The 18,606-nt window shown below is 69.7% G+C and carries 19 protein-coding genes; 10 read left to right on the top strand and 9 right to left on the bottom strand.

Annotated elements, in window-relative coordinates; genetic code table 11:
- Nucleotides 1-2 precede the first annotated feature (2 nt).
- Together ABZY45_RS00860 and ABZY45_RS00855 are read right to left on the bottom strand one after the other, a co-directional pair.
- Nucleotides 3-1,430, bottom strand: coding sequence for a transcriptional regulator (locus ABZY45_RS00860; RefSeq protein ID WP_356734715.1), 1,428 nt, complete (start codon nucleotides 1,428-1,430; stop codon nucleotides 3-5).
- A gap of 90 nt (nucleotides 1,431-1,520) precedes the next feature.
- Nucleotides 1,521-2,204 carry a hypothetical protein gene (locus tag ABZY45_RS00855; protein ID WP_356734713.1) on the bottom strand — a complete coding sequence of 228 codons (684 nt, stop codon included), beginning with the start codon at nucleotides 2,202-2,204 and terminating at the stop codon, nucleotides 1,521-1,523.
- Nucleotides 2,205-2,420: 216 nt separating this feature from the next.
- Between ABZY45_RS00855 and ABZY45_RS00850 the strand changes: the two genes are divergently transcribed.
- Nucleotides 2,421-3,233: a hypothetical protein gene (locus ABZY45_RS00850; protein WP_356734711.1), complete on the top strand. Its 813-nt coding sequence runs from the start codon at nucleotides 2,421-2,423 to the stop codon at nucleotides 3,231-3,233.
- A gap of 129 nt (nucleotides 3,234-3,362) precedes the next feature.
- Here the strand turns inward: ABZY45_RS00850 and ABZY45_RS00845 are convergent, their stop codons facing one another.
- Together ABZY45_RS00845 and ABZY45_RS00840 are read right to left on the bottom strand one after the other, a co-directional pair.
- Nucleotides 3,363-3,554 carry a DUF397 domain-containing protein gene (locus tag ABZY45_RS00845; protein ID WP_356734709.1) on the bottom strand — a complete coding sequence of 64 codons (192 nt, stop codon included), beginning with the start codon at nucleotides 3,552-3,554 and terminating at the stop codon, nucleotides 3,363-3,365.
- Nucleotides 3,551-4,408: a helix-turn-helix transcriptional regulator gene (locus ABZY45_RS00840; protein ID WP_356734707.1), complete on the bottom strand. Its 858-nt coding sequence runs from the start codon at nucleotides 4,406-4,408 to the stop codon at nucleotides 3,551-3,553. Before ABZY45_RS00840 ends, ABZY45_RS00845 begins: the two co-directional genes overlap by 4 nt.
- Before the next feature lie 171 nt (nucleotides 4,409-4,579).
- Here ABZY45_RS00840 and ABZY45_RS00835 point away from each other — a divergent pair, with 171 nt between their 5' ends.
- The 4 genes from ABZY45_RS00835 to ABZY45_RS00820 all read left to right on the top strand — a co-directional run bounded on the left by ABZY45_RS00835 (nucleotide 4,580) and on the right by ABZY45_RS00820 (nucleotide 8,297).
- A complete protein-coding gene (locus ABZY45_RS00835; RefSeq protein ID WP_356734705.1) occupies nucleotides 4,580-5,011 on the top strand; it encodes an ATP-binding protein in 432 nt (143 codons plus the stop codon).
- A 93-nt stretch (nucleotides 5,012-5,104) separates the two neighbouring features.
- Nucleotides 5,105-5,542, top strand: coding sequence for a hypothetical protein (locus tag ABZY45_RS00830; RefSeq protein WP_356734703.1), 438 nt, complete (start codon nucleotides 5,105-5,107; stop codon nucleotides 5,540-5,542).
- A gap of 46 nt (nucleotides 5,543-5,588) precedes the next feature.
- Nucleotides 5,589-5,906, top strand: coding sequence for a hypothetical protein (locus tag ABZY45_RS00825; RefSeq protein WP_356734701.1), 318 nt, complete (start codon nucleotides 5,589-5,591; stop codon nucleotides 5,904-5,906).
- A gap of 180 nt (nucleotides 5,907-6,086) precedes the next feature.
- Entirely contained in the window at nucleotides 6,087-8,297 is a 2,211-nt protein-coding gene (locus ABZY45_RS00820; protein ID WP_356736522.1) for a helicase, read from the top strand.
- A gap of 76 nt (nucleotides 8,298-8,373) precedes the next feature.
- On the opposite strand, the gene ABZY45_RS00815 is transcribed toward ABZY45_RS00820, so the two are convergent.
- Entirely contained in the window at nucleotides 8,374-8,838 is a 465-nt protein-coding gene (locus ABZY45_RS00815; RefSeq protein ID WP_356734699.1) for a hypothetical protein, read from the bottom strand.
- Nucleotides 8,839-9,427: 589 nt separating this feature from the next.
- Here ABZY45_RS00815 and ABZY45_RS00810 point away from each other — a divergent pair.
- On the top strand, nucleotides 9,428-10,579 hold the full coding sequence (locus ABZY45_RS00810) for a MarR family transcriptional regulator (RefSeq protein ID WP_356734697.1): 1,152 nt from the start codon (nucleotides 9,428-9,430) through the stop codon (nucleotides 10,577-10,579).
- 51 nt (nucleotides 10,580-10,630) lie between these two features.
- Here the strand turns inward: ABZY45_RS00810 and ABZY45_RS00805 are convergent, their stop codons facing one another.
- A complete protein-coding gene (locus tag ABZY45_RS00805) occupies nucleotides 10,631-11,185 on the bottom strand; it encodes a M23 family metallopeptidase (protein ID WP_356734695.1) in 555 nt (184 codons plus the stop codon).
- Between the two features lie 303 nt (nucleotides 11,186-11,488).
- On the opposite strand from ABZY45_RS00805, the gene ABZY45_RS00800 reads away from it, so the two are divergent.
- Nucleotides 11,489-11,716: a hypothetical protein gene (locus ABZY45_RS00800; protein WP_356734693.1), complete on the top strand. Its 228-nt coding sequence runs from the start codon at nucleotides 11,489-11,491 to the stop codon at nucleotides 11,714-11,716.
- A gap of 177 nt (nucleotides 11,717-11,893) precedes the next feature.
- Here the strand turns inward: ABZY45_RS00800 and ABZY45_RS00795 are convergent, their stop codons facing one another.
- Nucleotides 11,894-12,982, bottom strand: a complete 1,089-nt coding sequence (locus ABZY45_RS00795; RefSeq protein ID WP_356734691.1) for a tyrosine-protein phosphatase — start codon at nucleotides 12,980-12,982, stop codon at nucleotides 11,894-11,896.
- A gap of 281 nt (nucleotides 12,983-13,263) precedes the next feature.
- Here ABZY45_RS00795 and ABZY45_RS00790 point away from each other — a divergent pair, with 281 nt between their 5' ends.
- A complete protein-coding gene (locus ABZY45_RS00790) occupies nucleotides 13,264-14,130 on the top strand; it encodes an AraC family transcriptional regulator (protein WP_356734689.1) in 867 nt (288 codons plus the stop codon).
- Nucleotides 14,131-14,195: 65 nt separating this feature from the next.
- On the opposite strand, the gene aac(3) is transcribed toward ABZY45_RS00790, so the two are convergent.
- Complete coding sequence (aac(3), locus tag ABZY45_RS00785) at nucleotides 14,196-15,065, bottom strand: aminoglycoside 3-N-acetyltransferase (protein ID WP_356734687.1); 870 nt, start codon at nucleotides 15,063-15,065, stop codon at nucleotides 14,196-14,198.
- 341 nt (nucleotides 15,066-15,406) lie between these two features.
- Between aac(3) and ABZY45_RS00780 the strand changes: the two genes are divergently transcribed.
- Nucleotides 15,407-15,982, top strand: a complete 576-nt coding sequence (locus tag ABZY45_RS00780; protein ID WP_356734685.1) for a hypothetical protein — start codon at nucleotides 15,407-15,409, stop codon at nucleotides 15,980-15,982.
- Nucleotides 15,983-16,046: 64 nt separating this feature from the next.
- On the opposite strand, the gene ABZY45_RS00775 is transcribed toward ABZY45_RS00780, so the two are convergent.
- Nucleotides 16,047-16,415, bottom strand: coding sequence for a YrdB family protein (locus ABZY45_RS00775; RefSeq protein WP_356734683.1), 369 nt, complete (start codon nucleotides 16,413-16,415; stop codon nucleotides 16,047-16,049).
- Between the two features lie 296 nt (nucleotides 16,416-16,711).
- Between ABZY45_RS00775 and ABZY45_RS00770 the strand changes: the two genes are divergently transcribed.
- Complete coding sequence (locus tag ABZY45_RS00770) at nucleotides 16,712-18,391, top strand: cellulase family glycosylhydrolase (RefSeq protein WP_356734681.1); 1,680 nt, start codon at nucleotides 16,712-16,714, stop codon at nucleotides 18,389-18,391.
- The last annotated feature ends 215 nt before the right edge of the window (nucleotides 18,392-18,606 follow it).

The raw sequence follows: 18,606 nt of genomic DNA, 5'->3' as shown, positions 1-18,606 counted from the left end.
GGTCACGCCTGTCCCTGCCGTACCGCGTCACGCAGCCACTCGACGCCCTCGCCAGGCACTTCGATGGTCTGCGTGGTGGCCTGGGCCAGCTTCTTCAGGGTGGCCTTCAACTTCAAGACCGCCTCGTCCAGGGCTTCCTCGTCCAAGCTGCGTGAAGCATTCGCCAGCACCATGTCAGTGATGCACTGTTCGATGTCCTGGCAGGCATCGTTGAGACGATCAGGGGCGGCTTGCTTGCGCTTGCGGACACGAGCATCCTTGCCGGCGGGCTCAAGTGCGTCCTCGACAGCCTTGTGTGCCGCTTCGAAGACGGAGGTGGCCGCATCCAGCTGGTCTGAGGGCACCTTCTCCTTCGCCCGGACTACCGCCTTTGCGCGGAGCACCGAGTCGGTGAAGGCACGAGCAGCGGTCACCTGGGGCGCGTCTGCCTTGACCGCACGGTTGATACCGGGGATCACCCGTGCGGGGGCCGCAGCGGGAGCCGCCTTGAGTTCGTCTGGCAGCCGGTGCTCCAAGTAGCGGCCCCGGAAATCAGCTTCAATGAGCCGGACATCAGTCTTTGAAAAGTTCATCACGATGGCGGCCAGACGGTTCTCCTTGAGCAGCTCGGCCCTCTGCACATCGGCCTTCGATTCCTTGGCGAAGGCACGGTGCACCTCCCGAAAACTCTCCTGCGCATCCTCGAAGTCCAGCAGCCGCAGCTGCACGCCGCCCCCGGCCGAAGACCTGTCGCTCAAATCCCGGAGGCAGGAGAGCACCCAGAGGTCCTGTTCAGCTGTCGATTCCCTGATACGGAAGTCTCGAGCGACCTCCTTCAGCGGGCGACCCGATTCCACCTGCTCATCGATCGTGAGGAGCCTGTTGATGTATGAATACGGCCGCCGGGTGTCATGACGGAGCTGAAGGGAGAGTTCGACCCTGTTGATGTCTGCCCAGGTGCAGGACTCTGGCAATACAGCCACTCGGATGTTCTCGACACCCAGCTCGCGCAGGGCTGCCGCCCTGGTGTTGCCGTTGACCAGGATGCCTTCGCGGGTGATGAGCCCAGGCTCGTTCTGCTTGAAGTCAGCAAGGCTCTGCTTCAGCGCGTCAAAATCCTTGTCCCTCTTCGACGGGTCAGAAGGTTCAGCCTGGAGCAGGTGCTGAAGGTACTTCTGGCTGTCCTCACTCCAGGGGTCCTCATCAAGCCGGCGGTCAAGCTGGGGGTCGTAGCTGCGCTGCGCCCTGATCCGGTGAGTCCCAGGGTTGTAGTAGAGCGAGTTCACCGGCATGTCGATGACCTGAACGACCTGCGGCTTCGTACGCCACTCGATCGTCAGGGTCTCCTGCAGCCCGGTGCCGGCAGATACGTCGCTGAGACGCTGCTCCACGACATCCCGGTTCTTGGCGGCGTACGGCGGCAGGCCGAAGTCTCCGTCGTTCTTGATCACAGCTCGTTCTCCTCTGGCTGGCGAAAGTCTGACTGGGCTCATGGGTGGGGCTGCCCGGCAGCAGCCCCACCACGGCTCTACGGGAGGAACTCAGGCGGGCGGCAGGCCAAGGGACTCGCGGACCTTGTCACGTGCATCCGCCGGCAGCGTGCGGAAGTCCGCCCACACCCGCTCCACGACGCTGAACTCACGCTCGTCAGCTGAGACCCAGTCCTTGAGAGTCTGCAGCTGCAGCCCTCCGAGCTTCTGGACGCGTTCGAGCACGTCAGTGAGATCTGCTTCCAGAGCGCGGCCGCCCACGCGGCAGCGATTGCATTCTGCGATGAGCTGCACCGGCGAGGTGCCGTTGGGCAGCTTCACCTTCCGGCGGGCAATGTCGATCTGCGCGGTCTCGAAGGTTCCGGGGTAGGTCTGCCCAGGCGTGATCCCGCATGACCGGCAGCGGTTGCCGTCACGGGTCAGAGTCGTCCGCCGCTGAGTGTCGGTGATGGACGAGCTGCTCTTGGTGGCCTTGCCCGGCTCCCAGACAGGCTGCCCCGCCGCGACAAACCGCTGTTCGTGCTGGCCCAGACTCGCGTCCTCACGGTGGGTATCGATCTTCCACCCGTAGTCGCGCAGGTCACGCACCCTGCGATCCGCCTGACTGATGCCGGGGAAGGCATCCTTGACATCCTCCTTCGTGAAGGTGCCGCCCTCCTGCACGACTTCCACCAGCCACAGCGCGGCCCTCTTCATCGTGCCGAGCTTCTCGTTCTCCCACGACGGCAAAGTCATCCACAGCCCCCAGCTACGTCCGATGCACGACAGTCCCGAATGCCAGTCCTCTGGCGCCCTTCGCTGACTCCACCACTCTTGCTGCTTGACGGCCCATCACGCCAGGTTCTGCAAGCTTTCGAGGGGTTATGGAAAACATCCATGCGCTGCCGAAATCTGCTCGTGTGGCACACAATTGGTGATCAACGCTGTCCTGACGAAGAACGGAGGCTGTGCGTGACGCCGAAGCCGAGGACATGGAAAGAGCTGCCGTCTGGCATCACCGCCGCGCACAGGGCGTTAGTGACTGCACTACGCGAGATCCGAGAGTGCAGCACGCGGACACAGGCCGACATCGCCAGGGACGCCCACCAGGAGCCAACCACCCTCTCCAACCATCTGAACGGCGGCCGCATCCCTGAGGAAGCACTTCTGTGTGGCTTCTACGCCGTTGTGGAGAAGGACGCCTCGGACAGCGGACCTCTGCCGCACACCCTGGAGTTCCTTCTTGATCTCCGCAAGCACGCCAAGAAGAAGCACTGCGCATGCTGCTCGGTGGCCTACCCGGCCACAACCGCGCCCGCCCTGGCAGAGCCACAGCAGCCGGCTTCGCGCAACGTCAAGGAACCCGATCTGGTGCGAGCGCGGCACCTTCGCAGCCAAGTCCGGCCGCACGGATTTCCGATCCCCCAGGAACGCGTCGGGGTGCCGGTCCCCCGAGCCGAGGGGGACCGGCACCCCGCAGACGCGGCGGAGCTCAGCTGGTCCGAGACTGGGGTGGTGGCCCGGTACCTTGCCGATGGCCACAACCGGGACGCTGGCTTTCTGCTCTGGCAGGCAGGCGCGTCCTACTCATCCGCGGAAATCGTCGTAGCCGTCGGCTCCTGCCGCACAGCCGGGCTGCACGATGCCGCCGAGACAATACTGATCAATGCTGCGGAACGGACAGACAAGCAGGCGGTCTTGAACATCGTGGCAGCGCTAAGTGAGGCCGGCCGGCACGACGACGTCGCATTCATGCTCGCTGCGGCATTCCAGGCCACACACTGACAGAGAGAAGGTGCCAGGGCCGAGGCCCGCGTTGAGACGGTCAAGTACATCCTGAAGCGTGACGGCCGACTGTACTCGCATTAACGCAACCCGGTTGTGCACCGGGTGCCCCTGCCCACGCCTCTTCCCTCAGGCGCGCGAGCCGGCAGCGAATGCTGTGAAGTCTGACCAAGCGCACCGAGAGACCGTCAGTGTGGGTACCTGCGTATCCTTCGAGTCCCGTACCAGCACTGCCCCGGCCCGTACCGCGATCTCCACGCAGTTGTCGCCAGAGCTGCCGCTGTAGCTGCTCTTGAACCACGCCGGCTCTGTGGTGCTCATAGTGCTCCTCGCATCTGCTCCAGCAGGCTTACCGTGGCTTCGCGGCCGAGGGCCTGCGAGCGCAGCTTGCCATAGCGCTGGAGCATGGCGCTCACGTCTTTCGGTGACGTGATGAGAATGCTCGACTGCTGCCCCTCCGAGTAGCCGACCCACTCGTGCTGCTGGGTCTCGGCGAGGTACATCAGACCGTCAATGCCCGCGTGGTCGTACTGGCACAGCGGCATCACCTGGATCTCAACGTTCCGCCGCCCGCCCTGGTCCAGCAGGTGGTCCAGCAGTTGCCGGGTAACTTCGGGGCCGCCCATGCGCCGTTCCAGGAGCGCCTGCTCGATGATGAAGCTGTACGCCGTGTTCGGCTTTGCGGTCAGGAGCTGCTGACGCTCCAGTCGCGCGGTCACCTGGTGCTCGATCTGCTCGCCGGACAGGGGCGGCAGGCGTCGCTCGAAAATTGCGCGGATGTATGCCTCGGGCTGCAACAGCCCTGGGATCGCCCGGCACTCATATGCGTACAGCGAGATGGCGTCCTCCTCGATCGCCGCCCACTGCAAGAACCACGACGCCAGCCCCACCTTCCGCGTCAGGCTGCGGGCCGCCGCCGCCAGGACCCGTGCCGCCGTCGCCCCCAGTACCTCCTCCGAGCGGTCCAGCAGGTCTCTCGGCGGGAACCGTTTGCCCTGTTCGATCTTGGCGATGTACGCCGCCGAGTACTGCACCCGGGGTGCGAACTGCTCCTGTGTGAGGCCGGCTTCGTCTCGGAGTGCCTTCAGCACCGCGCCGAATGTCTTGAGGCTGTCGGACAGCTCCGGCTCGCCGCAGTTCGCACCGGCCCTGATGCTGCCGTGGTCCATGGCCATTCACGGCCGCCTCTCCCTGTGGTGGGCCCCGGGCCCACCCATGCCGTACCGTGCGCCGCGTCGATGGTTACGCATCGTGACCATCCCAGTCCAGTGCGTGCACCCGTACAAGTCGGTCTGTATGGGTGCCGTGCCTGCCATCGGCCCCCTGCCCCGGCCAGGCTGAGGCGCATGCCAGCCCTTCGCAGTCATTCCCCCGCCCCCGCGCGGGTGTTCGTCCAGCGCTTCTCCGCCACCCGGCGCGGTGCGCGTCTCGCGCGGCTTCTCGCCGCGCTTCAGCTCGTCGAGTGGGGGCGGCCTCGTGGGACGGACGACCACGACGCCGTCACGCTCGTGGTGGCGGAGTTCGCCGCGAACGCCGTGTTGCACGGTCGCGTCCCCGGCCGGGACTTCGCGCTGCTGCTCCGGCCCGACGACGAGCGGGGGTTCCTCACGGTCGAGGTGTCCGACACCCACCCCGTCCGGCCGGCCCTCGTCACGCCGACGGCCGACGCGGAACACGGGCGCGGGCTGGTCCTCGTCGACGCTCTGGCCACCCGGTGGGGCGTCCGCGACCGAGTGGGTCCGGGCAAGACGGTCTGGGCGGAGCTGCCCTGGGCCTGAACGTCAACCGATCGGCCCCCAGAACGGTCCGTCGATCGCTTCCCGGCGTTCGCGGTCGCCAGTACCCTGTAGCCGATCTGGGGGGAGACGGACATGACCATGCGACCGAGGGTGCTGTTCGCCCTGCTCGTCGGCTCGCTCCTGCTGACCGGTTGCGGCTCGGCCGGGTCCGGTCAGGTGTCAGGAGACGCCGTCGGAGCCGTGAGCCTCAGAGTCAGCGGCGGTATCGCGGGGATCGAGCGCGGCATCGACGTCAGCGCTGACGGGGAGGTCTTTCTCACCGGCCGCGGGGGTGCCCGTGAGTCGGCCGACGCGTTGACGCCGGCCGAGTCCGAAGAGCTCAACACCCTTGTCGAAGCCGTGGACTTCGGCGATCTTCCCTCGCGCAGCATCTCCGAGAGCTCCAGCGACCGCTTCGAATACCGCTTGCAGTACGGCGGTCACACCTTGGTCACCGACAAGAGCGAAGACCTGGGCCCGGTGGACGACCTGATCTCGCATCTCAACAGCTGCATGCAGAAGCGCGGCTGAGCGCGGACACCCGTTTGCTGCCTGCGGGGTGGGCCATACTCCCCGCATGCCTACGCCCATCGGTCCCGTGATCCTCTTCGACGACGACCTGTACATGTACGTCCTCAAGGACCGAGCGTCCGCCGAGGCATGGTGGGAGATGCCGGACGAGTACGCGTGTGGGTTCGACGCCCTGGCCCGACCGCTGCGTATGACGGGCGAGCCCCATCGGGTCACGCTCGAACTGACGGGTGACGAGCCGGCCGAGACAGAGTTGCGCCGTCTTGTCGGCGAGCACTACCGGCGCTTCCTGCGCCGGGAGGTGCCGCCCGAGGCGACCGGTCTTTCGGCGTTCGTCGCGGGGCTGCCCGTCGAGCGCACGTAATGCCGCTCCGGGTTTGACGGCTCATCCCGTACGGCCCCCGCTCGGCAATTGCGGGGCAGGGATTAGTTCACGTATATTGGATGGTTCTGTGCGCCCACAGAAAAAGGCCCCTCACCGGGGGCCAACAAGAATCACCATATCCGCCAGGGAGCGATTTTGTCAACTCGCGAAGACGTCGAATTGCAGAAGGAGCAGCAATTCATCGACCGGCTGTACGACCGGGTCGACGCCCTGCGCGGGGTCGCCGCCGAGGGTGTCGAGGACGCGTTGACGCCGGTGGGGAACGGTCTTCAGGCTCGTCATGAGCGCGATGTGCTCGTCGCGGAGCGTTCCGGGCTACTGGCTGCGTTGAACGCGGTGGACGGTTCCCTGTGTTTCGGCCGTATCGATCTCTCCGACGGCGCCGCGCACCATATCGGCCGTATAGGAATTCGTGAGGACGACACCGAACACACGCCCCTTCTGATCGACTGGCGTGCGCCGGTCGCCCGGCCCTTCTATCTCGCCACCGGTCATACGCCCATGGGCCTGCGCCGGCGCAGACACATCACCACCGAGGGCCGTGCGGTCACCGAGCTGCACGACGAGATCCTCGACCTGGGGGACCGCGAGCGCACCGGTTTCGAGGACCCGAGCGGGGACGCGGCGCTGCTCGCCGCGCTGGGCTCCGCCCGCACCGGCCGCATGGGCGACATCGTGCGGACCATCCAGGCGGAGCAGGACCGCATCATCCGCGCCCCGCATCGCGGAGTGCTCGTCGTGGAGGGTGGCCCCGGTACGGGCAAGACGGCGGTCGCGCTGCACCGGGCGGCCTTCCTGCTGTACGAGCACCGGGAGCTGCTGGCCAAGCGCGCGGTGCTGGTCGTGGGCCCCAACCCGGCCTTCCTGCGTTACATCGGTGAGGTGCTGCCCGCCCTCGGTGAGACCGGGGTGATGCTGGCGACGCAGGCCGAGCTGTTCCCCGGCGTCCACGCCCGGGGCACCGACACCCCCCGCGCGCAGGCCGTCAAGGGCGGGGCGGGCATGGCCGAGGCGCTCGCCCTCGCCGTGCGTGACCGGCAGGGGCTGCCCGAGCCCGGCGCCCCCATGGTGATCCCGCACGACGACGGGGACCTCGTCCTGGACTGGGAGATCGCCTACGAGGCCCGGCAGGCGGCACGCGAGACCCGGCTGCCGCACAATCTCGCCCGTCCGTACTTCACGTTCCAGGTGATCGACGCGCTCACCGCGCAGCTCACCGAACGCATCGGCGCGGACCCTTACGGCGGCCCGAACTTCCTGGGCCCTGACGACATCGCCCAGCTCGGCAAGGGCGTCGCCGCCAGCGAGGAGGTGCACGCGGCCGTCGGGGAGCTGTGGCCGCTGCTCACCCCGGAGGGGTTCCTCGCCGACTATCTGGCGGAGCCGGTGTACGTGGAGGACGAGGATGCCGAGGCCATCCGGCGCGCCGCCGGTGAGGGTGAGTGGACCCCCGCCGACGTGCCGCTCCTCGACGAGGCCGCGGAACTGCTGGGTTCCGACGACAGCGCGGCGCGGGCCGCCGCCGAGGCCGAGCGTCAGGAGCGCGTCGCCTACGCGCAGGGCGTCCTGGAGCTGTCGCGGGGCTCGGAGTCGTACGAGTTCGAGGACGAGGAGTCCGAGGTCCTGGCGGCGCACGACATCATCGACGCCGAGCGGATGGCCGAGCGGCAGGAGGAGGCCGATCACCGGAGCGCGGCCGAGCGGGCCGCAGCCGACCGGACCTGGGCCTTCGGGCACATCATCGTCGACGAGGCGCAGGAGCTGTCACCGATGGCGTGGCGGCTGCTGATGCGCCGGTCACCGACGCGCTCGCTGACCTTGGTCGGAGATCCGGCGCAGACCTCGGAGGAGGGGGGCATCGGCTCGTGGGAGCGGATCCTGGAGCCGTACGTCGGCGACCGGTTCGAGCATGTGCGTCTGGGGGTCAACTACCGTACGCCCGCCGAGATCATGGAGCTGGCGGCCAGGGTCCTGCGGGCGCAGGACCCGTCGTTCGAGCCGCCCGGGTCGGTGCGGTCCACCGGTGAGGAGCCGTGGACGCGGGATTCCGGTGCGGATCTGGCGGGCGCGGTCGAGCGGGCCGTCGCCGAGCTGACGCCCGAGGAGGGGCGGCTCGCGGTCATCGCGCCGCGTGAGCTGCACGAGGAGATCGCGGGCCGGCTCGACGGGATCACGGTGGGCGCCGAACCCGATCTCACGCGTGCCGTGGTGCTGCTCGGCCCGCGTGAGGCGAAGGGGCTGGAGTTCGACCACGTGCTGGTCGTGGAGCCCGGCCGGTTCGGGACGAGCGACCTGTACGTGGCGCTGACCCGCGCGACGCAGCGCCTGGGCATCGTCCACCATGAGGAGCTGCCGGAGTCGCTGCGCTGAGCGGTGCGCGAGGACGCCGGGGAACGAATCCGCCCCGCACCGGCCGGCTCGGTGCGGGGCGGACGCGGGCCGCGGATCAGTTGCAGGCGTGGCCCCAGCCCATGTCGGGACGCCAGGTCTTCTCGCCGGTGGAGGCGCCCTTCCAGCTGAACGTCGCCACCACGCCGAAGCTGTTCGTCGGCCACCTGCACGGGTCGACCTTGGCGGTGGCCACCGAGTCCGAGGTCGCGAACCAGCCGTCGTAGTCCTGGTTGGACTTCACGGTCACCCAGCCGCTGCCGTTGAAGCGCTGGAGCTTCACATTGGTGACCTTGACCGAGTAGTTGTTGCCACCGGTGGCGTCGGTGATCTTCGCCCGCGCCTGGTAGGTGTCGGTGGTCCGGTCCCACCAGACGGTGGCACAGCGCTTGACCTGGGTGCCGTAGCACTCCCACGCGCTGTCCGCGGATGCCGAGGCCGGGGTCAGCACGATCGATGCGCCGATCGTTCCTGCGACCAGTGCGCCGACGGTCCCGAATCGGCCTGCACGCTTGAGCCCCATGAATATCCTCCCGTTGGGTCCAGTGGTGTCGGGAACCGTATCCAGGAATTCGCGACAAACGATCGGACGTGCGGGGCGGTTGCCTCGCTGTGACAAAGTCAGAATTCGGTTCTCTTTGGCCATGGCGTCCGTGACGCGCACAACTGCCGGGCGCGACCGCCGGGCTCGACCGCGCGGCTCGACCCCCGGGGCCGACCGGCGGGCGCGACCGGTCGACCCGACCAGCGGGCTCGGCGCTCGGCGCTCGGGGCTCGGGAGCCGAGCTCCGGGATCTGAGCGCCGGTCCTGTGGATTCACACGTTCCGGGGGACCGGAATCGGGTCCTCCGCCCGAAGCTCAAGCTTCGGGATCCGGGCGTCGGGATTCGAGGGCCGGGATTCGAGCGATGCTTTTGACCGGTAGGGAAAGAAGGGGGTTCGGGAAAACCTCCCTGACCTCCCCTACCCCGTCACGGCCAGCAAGTATGACTAATCGTGACCAACTTGCGGCGGAGCGTGGCGACTGCCTACGGTGCGAGAACCAAACGACCCCGACACGGTGTTGGAAGCACCGGACGGGGTCTGACCGCAAGATCGAAGAAAGCGATCCCGTGGCTATCCAGCACCCTAGCTCCGCCCTGCGCGCACCCGCATCCTCGCGGCCGTACCCGATGGCCAAGCCCGGTTACGGCAAGCGCTCCATGCCCGGCCAACTCCCGAGCCGCGCAGATGACTTCGCACTGCTGCCCGTTCGCGAGCGGTACATCGCCGGATTCATCGACCGGCTGCCCGACGGCGCGTCGATGGACGTCAAGAGCCTCGCGAAGCAGCTGCCGCTGTACGGCCAGCAGGCCGTGGGTTCGGCACTGAGGGCCCTGGCCACGGCGGGACATCTGCGCCGCGTACGGTGCCTTGTCGGCGAGCTGGGGCAGGTCCGCTGGGTCTCACGGACGTTCTGGTCGCGCACCGCCCGCGACAACGAGTGGTGGGCCGCGATCGAGGTCACCCCGGCGACGGCTCCCATGGCCGCGCCGCCCGCGGCTCCGGTGTCGGCTCCCGTGGCCGCGTCGTCGCCGGTTGCGGCGGCAGAACCCGCACCAGCCCGTATCGAAGCCCCGGAGCAGGTTCCGGGGCCCGCAGAGGCCCGCGAGACCCCCAGGACCACCGCAGCCCTCGATGCCCCCGCTCCGGCCCCGGTGCTGACGGAGGCCACGACACAACCCGAACGCCCCAGCCCCGCGTCATCCGAGCCCGTCGCGCCACCCGCGCCTCGCACCGTGCCTCAGCAGCGGATCCCGGCCGAGCCCTCCCCCGCCTACCTGGTCCTGGCGCAGCTCGGTCGCGTCGACTCCCGGCTGCCCCTGTCCGCCGCCGACTGCGCGGTGTTGGAGGCCCGGGCCGCCGAGTGGTTCGCGCGCGGCGTGGACGCGGACTACCTCACCCAGGCGCTCACCGCCGGGCTCCCGCCCCGGGTCGACTCCCCCGTCGGGTTCGTACGCCGCAGGCTCACCGACAAGATCCCGCCGCACGTGCCCGCCGTCCCGTCGCCGCCCCCGCCGGGTACGCACGTGCACCGCGTGATGCTGGAGTGCACCAAGTGCGGGGCCCCGGGCCGTCCGGAGGCACTCCCCGACGGGCTGTGCCGCCCCTGCCGGACGCCCTCGGAGGGTGACGTAGCCGAAGAGGCGGCCGTGGGGATGCCCGGGGCGCCGGACGTCCGAGCGCTCGCCGCCGGGCTCCGGGACCTGCTCAAGTCGCCCTGAACGCACCGCAGTCCCCGCTCGGGGCGAGAACCGCGGTGCGCACGCCCGGGATCAGGCGTAGTGGTTCACGCTGACCGGGCGGGTCCCGGTCCACGGCGTCCAGCCCTGGAGGGTGGCGGGCACGCCCACGCGGGTGTTGCAGTTGATCACCTGGAAGTGCAGGTGCGGCGCGGTGGAGGCACCCGTGCTGCCCGTGTAGCCGACGATCCGGCCCTGCGGGACCCAGTCGCCCGGCTCGTAGAACGACTGGTTGAGGTGCGCGTAGTGGGTGCACAGCCCGTTCGAGTGCCGGATGAGGACCTCGATGCCGTTCTGCCAGTACGGCGACCAGTTCGAGTAGACGATGGTCCCCGCCTGCGCGGCGGACACCTCGTAGTTGGCGGGGAGCCCGAAGTCCCAGGCGTACTCGTTGTAGGGGCCGGTGTGCGAGTACGTCCCCTCCGGCCCCTGGGTGACGGTGTACGCCTCGCCCGCCGGGTAGGGCAGCTCGTAGTAGTAGTCCACGGCAGCGGCCGGTGACGCCCCCACCATCGTGATGCCCACCGCAGTCAGCAGCGCGCTCGCGCCCACCGCGATGCGGCGCAGAACCCTTTTCGTTCCGCTCATGTGCGTCTCCGTCCGTGTTCCACGAGGACCCGACTCCGCGTCCCGACGGGGCGGAGGAGTGCAAGCTTCAGACGCCGCCGACCGGGCCCACAAGGGCCCTCGGGGCCCCTGTCCGGTCCCTGCCACCGGACCGCCGGCCGTACCCATGGGCCCCGGCCGGCAGTCCTTACGGACCCCCGGGCCCTTGACAGGACCTGGCCGACTTCACGCCGCTGCCCGGGAAGGATTTCCGGCCACGGGGAACAGAACGGAGGTGACCTTCCCGGAAAGCGGGGCACCCGCAGTCCGAGGAGGCCCGTATCCATGAGTGCAACAAGCAAGAAGAAGTCCAGGTCCAGGCTGTACCTGTCGCTCGGCACCACCGCTTTCGGCGCGCTGGCCGTGGTGAAGGAGGCCAAGCTCGCCCGGGAGGAGAACGACACGCTCCGGGCGATCGACGCCATCGTCTCCACCGCCAAGATCGTCACCGGTCTCGCGGTCCTCTACCGCGAGCTCAAGCGTCTCGGTGACGACGACGTCCTGCTGGGCTGAGAACGCACCGACGGAGCCGGCCGGGTGTCCCCCGAGTCCCTTTGACTCGAGGCGGTCCACCGGCCGGCTCCGTGCGTGCGGGGTGCCGAGCGCGGCGACGGAGGCCGGCGCACCAGCAGGGGTCAGCCCACCGGCACGGGCCGGCGCGCCAGCACGAGCCCGGCGTACCAGCGCGGGTCAGCCCACCAGCAGGTCGCGCTTCAGTTCGCGTACGTCCTTGGCGTCCAGGCCGAGCGCCCTCTTCCCGTACACGCCGAACGAGCCGAACTCCTCACCCACCTCGTCGAAACCGGAGTTGAGGTACTCGGCGCGCACGTCCAGCAGCGGCTTGTAGACGGCGGCCTGGGCGGCCGGCATGGAGGCGAGCGCCGCGGCGTTGGCCTCCGCGCGGTAGTCGTTGGAGGCGAGGTAGTCCTGCATGACGGTCGAACGCGGTACGCCGAGTGCGGTGAGCAGAGCGGCGTTGGCCCAGCCCGTGCGGTCCTTGCCCGCTGTGCAGTGGAAGACGACGGCGTGGGCGGAGTCGTCCGCGATGCCGCTGAAGACCGTGCGGTAGGCAGCCTTGGCGGTGTCGCCGCTGACCATGAACTTCTCGCCCTCGACCATCATCGCGACGCCCTCTTCGGGGGTCGTCGGCATGGCGGTGAAGACCGGCGAGCCCGCCAGGACGTCGGCCACGACGTGCGTGCCACCGGCCGGTACGCGGTCGGGAGCGGCGGAGCGCTCGGACTCCGTGCGCAGGTCGTAGACCGTACGGATCGAGAGCCGTCGCAGCTTCGCGAGGTCCGCGGTGGTGAGCTTGTCGAGCGAGTCGGCGCGGTAGATCTCGCCCATCTTCACCCAGTGGCCGTCCGTGGTGCGGTAGCCGCCCGCGTCACGGAAGTTGACGCTGCCTTCCAGCGCGATCAGCCGGTCGGCGAGGTGCAGGGAGCCACCGCGCTCGGGCACCAGGTCGAACCACTGGCGGTCGGCGGCGGGCAGCCCGCGCACGGTGACCTTGCCCGTCGTCCCGCCCGATGCGACCGTACGCCCACCGGCCTTGACGGCGACGCGGTGCGTGCCGGGCGCCTTCCACTCGACCGTGTAGGAGCCGCCGTCCAGCGCGGTGACCTTCGCCTGCGTGAACGGGATGCGTGCGTGCGATTCCCGCGAGGGGGAGGAGGAAGCGGGGGCGCCGTGCGCGGAGACCGCCGGGGCGGTGATCCCGACGAGGAGAGCGGCTGCCAGGACGCAGGAGGAGGCCTTGGCGCGAGCTATGTGTGTCATGCATGGATCGTCGGCGGACTTGACGATTCCCGTCGTAACGGGTGGTGAACGGGGGTGCAAACCGAGCGGAACTCCGTGAGCGGGGATGCGCCGGCGTGCGCACGAGAGGGGCCCGCCGTCTCGTCCCCGGGAACGGGAGGCCGGTCGGTGCTCGTCCCCGGGGACGGGGGGCCGGTCAGTGGCAGGGACTGCCGCCCACCCCACCGCAACGGGCACAGGATGTCGGGTCGGGCAAGGTGGGTCCTTCCTAACGTGAGGAAGCGAAAGGGAAGGAGTCCGGGATGCTGGACCGGCTGAACCAGGCCATGGAGCACATCGAGTCCCACCTCGACCAGCCGATCGACGTGGCCGGTCTCGCACGGATCGCGATGACGTCGGAGTACCACTTCCGGCGGATGTTCTCCGCGCTGGCGGGCCTGCCGCTGTCGGAGTACATCCGGCGCCGGCGGCTCACCGTGGCGGGCGCCGACGTGCTCGCCGGCGAGCGGACACTGCTCGACATCGCCACGCGCTACGGCTACGGCTCGGGCGAGGCCTTCGCCCGGGCGTTCCGTGCCATGCACGGGGTGGGGCCTGGGGAGGCCCGGCGGACCGGTGCGTCCCTGCACTCCCAGCCACGGATGTCCTTCCGCCTCATCGTCGAAGGGAACAGCAGCATGCGATACAGGATCGTGGAGAAGGACGCCTTCCACGTGGCCGGGAAGAAGGTGCGCGTACCGCTCGTGCACGAAGGACTCAATCCGGCGATCGCCGAGTTCATCCGGGGCATCGCACCGGACACGCTGCGTCGCATCGGTGCCTTGGCCGACCAGGAGCCCGCGGGGATCGTCGGCGTCAGCGACCAGCTCGACCCGAGCCGGGCGGAGGGCACCGAACTCGACTACTACCACGGGGTGGTGACGGGCGCGGAGGTGCCCGAGGACCTGGACTCACTCGCCGTACCGGCGGGCACCTGGGCCGTCTTCGAGAACTCCGGGCAGTTCCCGCAGGCGCTCCAGTACCTGTGGCGGGACGTGTTCACGCAGTGGTTCCCGTCGAACCCGTACGCCAGCAGGCCGGGCCCCGAGATCCTGAGCGTGCGGGTGTCCGAGGACGGCAAGGAGGCGGACGCCGAACTGTGGATCCCGGTGGAGCGGTCAGCCACCTGAGCCGCAGGACCGAGCCGGGGCGGGCCGGAACCGGGGTCCGCTACCGGGCCCGGAACCGGGGTCCGCTAACGAGCGCCCCCGCCCAGCTTCTCCTCGATCCAGGCCAGGCCGAAGTCCAGTACCTCACCGGCCTCGAAGAGATGACTGTCGGCGGCTCCGACCCTGCCCCGCCTGCCGATTCCGGCGGCCAGCATGTCCCGGACGATCGTCTCGAAGGGGTCCTGGCCCTCCGGCGTATGGGCGGAGTAGTCGAAGGCCCCGGCGGAGGAGTCGATGTCGCGGAAGCGGCGCCAGACGCGCCGGCCGTCGATCAGGACCGGCTGTTCGTACTCCACGAACACCTTGTCCGGTGCGTCGGCGAGCGATTCCGCGTGGTGGAGAAGGGTGAGCGTCTCCAGCGGGGCGCCCAGCATCAGGACCCGGCCGCCCAGGGCGACCAGCTGGGCGAGCGGGCTGCCCGGGCCGTGCGGGTCGTCCCACGGATGGTCGGCGGTCAGTTCCTCGGCGGCCGGCCCGAGCGCGGCGAAGCTCACGTCGGGGTGCCTGCTGCGGACAGCCCCCGGCCAACGGCGCAGCGCCTCAGGGAGACGGCCGTTGTCGTGGTCGGCCTCGCTGACCACCGGGTCGTACGCGGGATGTTCGGCACGCACCGCGTCCTGCCAGGGCTGGGGCCAGCTCGTGAAGTCGTAGGGCGGGGCGTCGTTCCACCCGCAGGTCACCATGAGGGTGCCCCGCTCCCCCACGGTCTCGCGCAGGGCGCCGATGAGGGCCGGGGCGCCACCGGCCACGTATCCGATGGCGGACATCCGCGTATGGAACATCACGACGTCGCCCTCGCGGAGACCGAGCGCGGTCAGATCGCGGACCAGCCGGGCCCGGGTGACGGGCCCGTCCGCACGGGCGAGCAGGGTCTCTTCCGGGGTCGGGTCTGCCATGGGGCCGACGGTACCGCTCCCGCGCCTCCCGTACGGCCGACGGGCGCTCTCGGGGCCCTCGGCTGCCCTCTGTTGCAACTCGGTGCCGAAGCCGAGGCGCTCGTCTTCGGTGCCGAAGCCGAGGCACTCGTCCCACCCGGGAACCGCCGCCCGTCGTCCGGCCGTCCTCACGGCCGGACAGCCGCGCGGGTCACAGTGAGTGCCGCGTGGGACACGTCAGGTATCCAAGGAGCAGCATGACCGCCCACGGCAGTACGCGAAACCGGAACAGCCGCCAGGGGAGAGCCGTTCCGCCTACTTCCGCGTCGGGACGCGGCGCCCGCAAGGTACTTCTGGACTGCGTGAAGCCCGCGCTGATGCTCACGCTCGTGCTCGGCACCACCACGGCCTGTCTGTCGTCGGAGGACGGCGGTGGCTCGTCCTCGGGGAACGGCAGTCAGAAGTCGCGGGACTGGAAGGTCGGCGACTGCGCGGGCCCCGACACCAGCCAGTCGAAGGACGGCTTCCAGGGGCTCGACTGCGACGACCCCAAGGCGACGATCAAGGCGCTCGCGGTCAAGGACGGGGAGATCTTCGCCGGCGCCGTGGAGTGCCCGGCGGGCACGGACGAGATCATCTCGGTGAAGGTCTCCTTCGGCGGGAACGCGGCCACCAGCGGCATCCCCAGCAAGACGATCTGCGGCCGCAACCTCTCCGGCGACCACCCCGGTGACGCGGGCGCGGGCGGCGGGCAGCTCGTGGTGGGTGACTGCGTGGACGACCAGGCGAAGGAAGTGCCCTGCGCGACCGGCGGCGGGAACAAGGTGCTCGCCCTGACCAAGACGGCCGAGGAGTGCCCGGCGGAGGCGGACAACCCGATCAAGCTCTTCCCGAGCCCCGGCCGCCCGTACGACGCGATCTGCACCAGCAAGGCCTGACGGGCGGACCGGCGGCCGGGCCCGCGCCCGCGCGGCGCGGGGCCCGGCGGACGGCTGGTGCCGGTCAGGTCCCCCGGTGCATCAGGGCGTTGCGGTCCAGGGTGGCAAGGGCGGTGTTGACCGCGACGACGACGGCGAAGACGGTGGCCGCCTCGCCCCGGCCCAGGGCGTACAGGGCAGCCACGGCAGCACCGAACACGAGCGCCTTCACGGCCAGGACTCCCGCCGTCGGCAGGGGCGTGCGGGCCTTCGGCGCGGCGAACATCCCCCACAGGACGGCCGCCACCGCAGGCGCGGCCACGGCGAGGACGATGCGCAGCGCGGTGGGGCCCCCGCTCTGCCACCCCCACCAGGCGAGGACCGCGAGGGCCGCGACCTCCAGAAGGAAGGCCAGTCCCTCGTTGAGCACGTGCAGCGGGGTGGGGAGCGTCATCGAGCGGCCATCCTTCGTCGAGCGCACGGATCGTCATTGAAACAGACGTTCCCCTCACCGGACCTGCGGGTGAAGGCAGTTGAGCAGTCGGCTTCGGCTCGGCCCCCCTCGGACGCGCTCGCCGCGAATCGCGAGAGGCGGCAACGAGAGAGGCCCGATGTCTTGACGTGCTCCTGCCGAGCTGGCTTTATGGGAGCGCTCCCACGTCCCGCCCCATGCGCGACCCGTCCGATGTTCGATGTGTTCCAAGTGTTCGATGTTCGGTTCATCCGGCGCTCACCCTTTCTGGAGTCGCAGTGAGAACAGCAACGAGTACGGCACGAAAAAGCCCCTTGACGGTGTTGATGAAGAGCCTGGCCGCCCTCCTCGGCATCACCCTGCTGGGCGCGCTCGGCCCGGCTGCGGCCCAGGCCGCCGAGACCGAGCCGGCGCGGGCCGCCGCCACCGGCCTGCACATCAGTGACGGCCGCCTCCTGGAGGCCAACGGCAACGACTTCGTCATGCGCGGCGTCAACCACGCCCACACCTGGTACCCGGGCGAGACGCAGTCGCTGGCCGACATCAAGGCCTTCGGCGCCAACACCGTCCGCGTCGTCCTCTCCGACGGCCACCGCTGGACGAGGAACGGCCCCGACGAGGTCGCGGGCATCGTCGACGACTGCAAGGCCAACCGCCTGATCTGCGTACTGGAGGTGCACGACACCACCGGTTACGGCGAGGACGCCGCGGCGGGCACGCTCGACCACGCGGCCGACTACTGGATCAGCCTCAAGGACGTCCTCGCGGGCGAAGAGGACTACGTCATCATCAACATCGGCAACGAGCCCTGGGGGAACACGAACCCCGCCGGCTGGACCGCCCCCACGACCGCCGCGGTGCAGAAGCTGCGCGGGGCCGGCTTCGCCCACACGATCATGGTCGACGCCCCCAACTGGGGTCAGGACTGGCAGGGCGTCATGCGCGCCAACGCCCAGGCCGTGTACGACGCCGACACCACGGGCAACCTGATCTTCTCGATCCACATGTACAGCGTCTACAGCACCGCGCAGGCCGTCACCGACTACCTGAACGCCTTCGTCGACGCCGGACTCCCTCTTCTCATCGGTGAGTTCGGCGGTCCCGCCGACCAGTGGGGCGACCCGGACGAGGACACCATGATGGCCACGGCCGAGCAGCTGGACCTCGGCTACCTGGCGTGGTCCTGGAGCGGCAACACCGACCCGATCCTCGACCTGGCGATCGACTTCGACCCGAGCCGGCTGAGCTCCTGGGGCGAGCGCATCTTCCACGGCGCCAACGGCATCGCGCAGACGTCGGAGGAGGCCACCGTCTTCGGCGACGGCGAGCCGGGCGACACCCAGGCACCGACCGCCCCCGGCACCCCGACCGCCTCGGCGGTGACGGCCACCTCCGCCACCCTGACATGGCCCGCGTCCACCGACAACGTTGCCATCGCGGGGTACGACGTGGTCCGCGTCAGCGGCGGCACCGAGACCCCCGCCGCCTCCTCGACCAGCAACAACGTCACCGTGACCGGGCTCACCGCCCGGACTGCGTACGACTTCGCCGTCTACGCCCGGGACGCCGCGGGCAACCGCTCGACGCGCTCGGCGACGGTCCGCGTCACCACCGACGCGAGCGGCCCCACGCCGGGCGTCGGCTGCTCGGTCGGCTACAAGGTGGTCGGCCAGTGGCCGGGCGGCTTCCAGGGTGAGATCACCATCCGCAACACCGGCACCACCGCCATCAACGGCTGGAACCTCGGCTTCTCCTTCGCCAACGGCCAGACCATCTCCAACATGTGGGGCGGAACGCCCACGCAGACCGGCTCCAAGGTCAGCGTCGCCCCCGCCGGATACACCGCCGCGATCGCCGCGAACGGCTCCGTCACGCTCGGCTTCACCGGCACCACGGGCAGCACCAACACCGCCCCGAGCGCCTTCACGCTCAGCGGAAACGCCTGCACCACGGCCTGATCAAGGCCCGGCCCCACGGCCGGCGGGGGCACCGCTCCCCGCCGGCCCCGGCCACACCCTCCCGCGCGGGCCCGGCGCTGGGCGGGCCGGCCTTCCGCGCGGGCCCGGGGCATCCCTGTCACCGTCGAGGCGGAGGACGAATGCCGGCTGCGCCTCTCCCTCGCGGGGCACGCCCTGGGCGCATGACGCCTCGAAAGTTTTCGAAGCTTTCGGAG

The organism is Streptomyces sp. NPDC006516 (assembly GCF_040611875.1).
Taxonomy (GTDB): domain Bacteria; phylum Actinomycetota; class Actinomycetes; order Streptomycetales; family Streptomycetaceae; genus Streptomyces.
The sequence above is the reverse complement of the archived record's forward strand: the minus strand, read 5'-3'. Positions and strand labels throughout refer to the sequence as shown.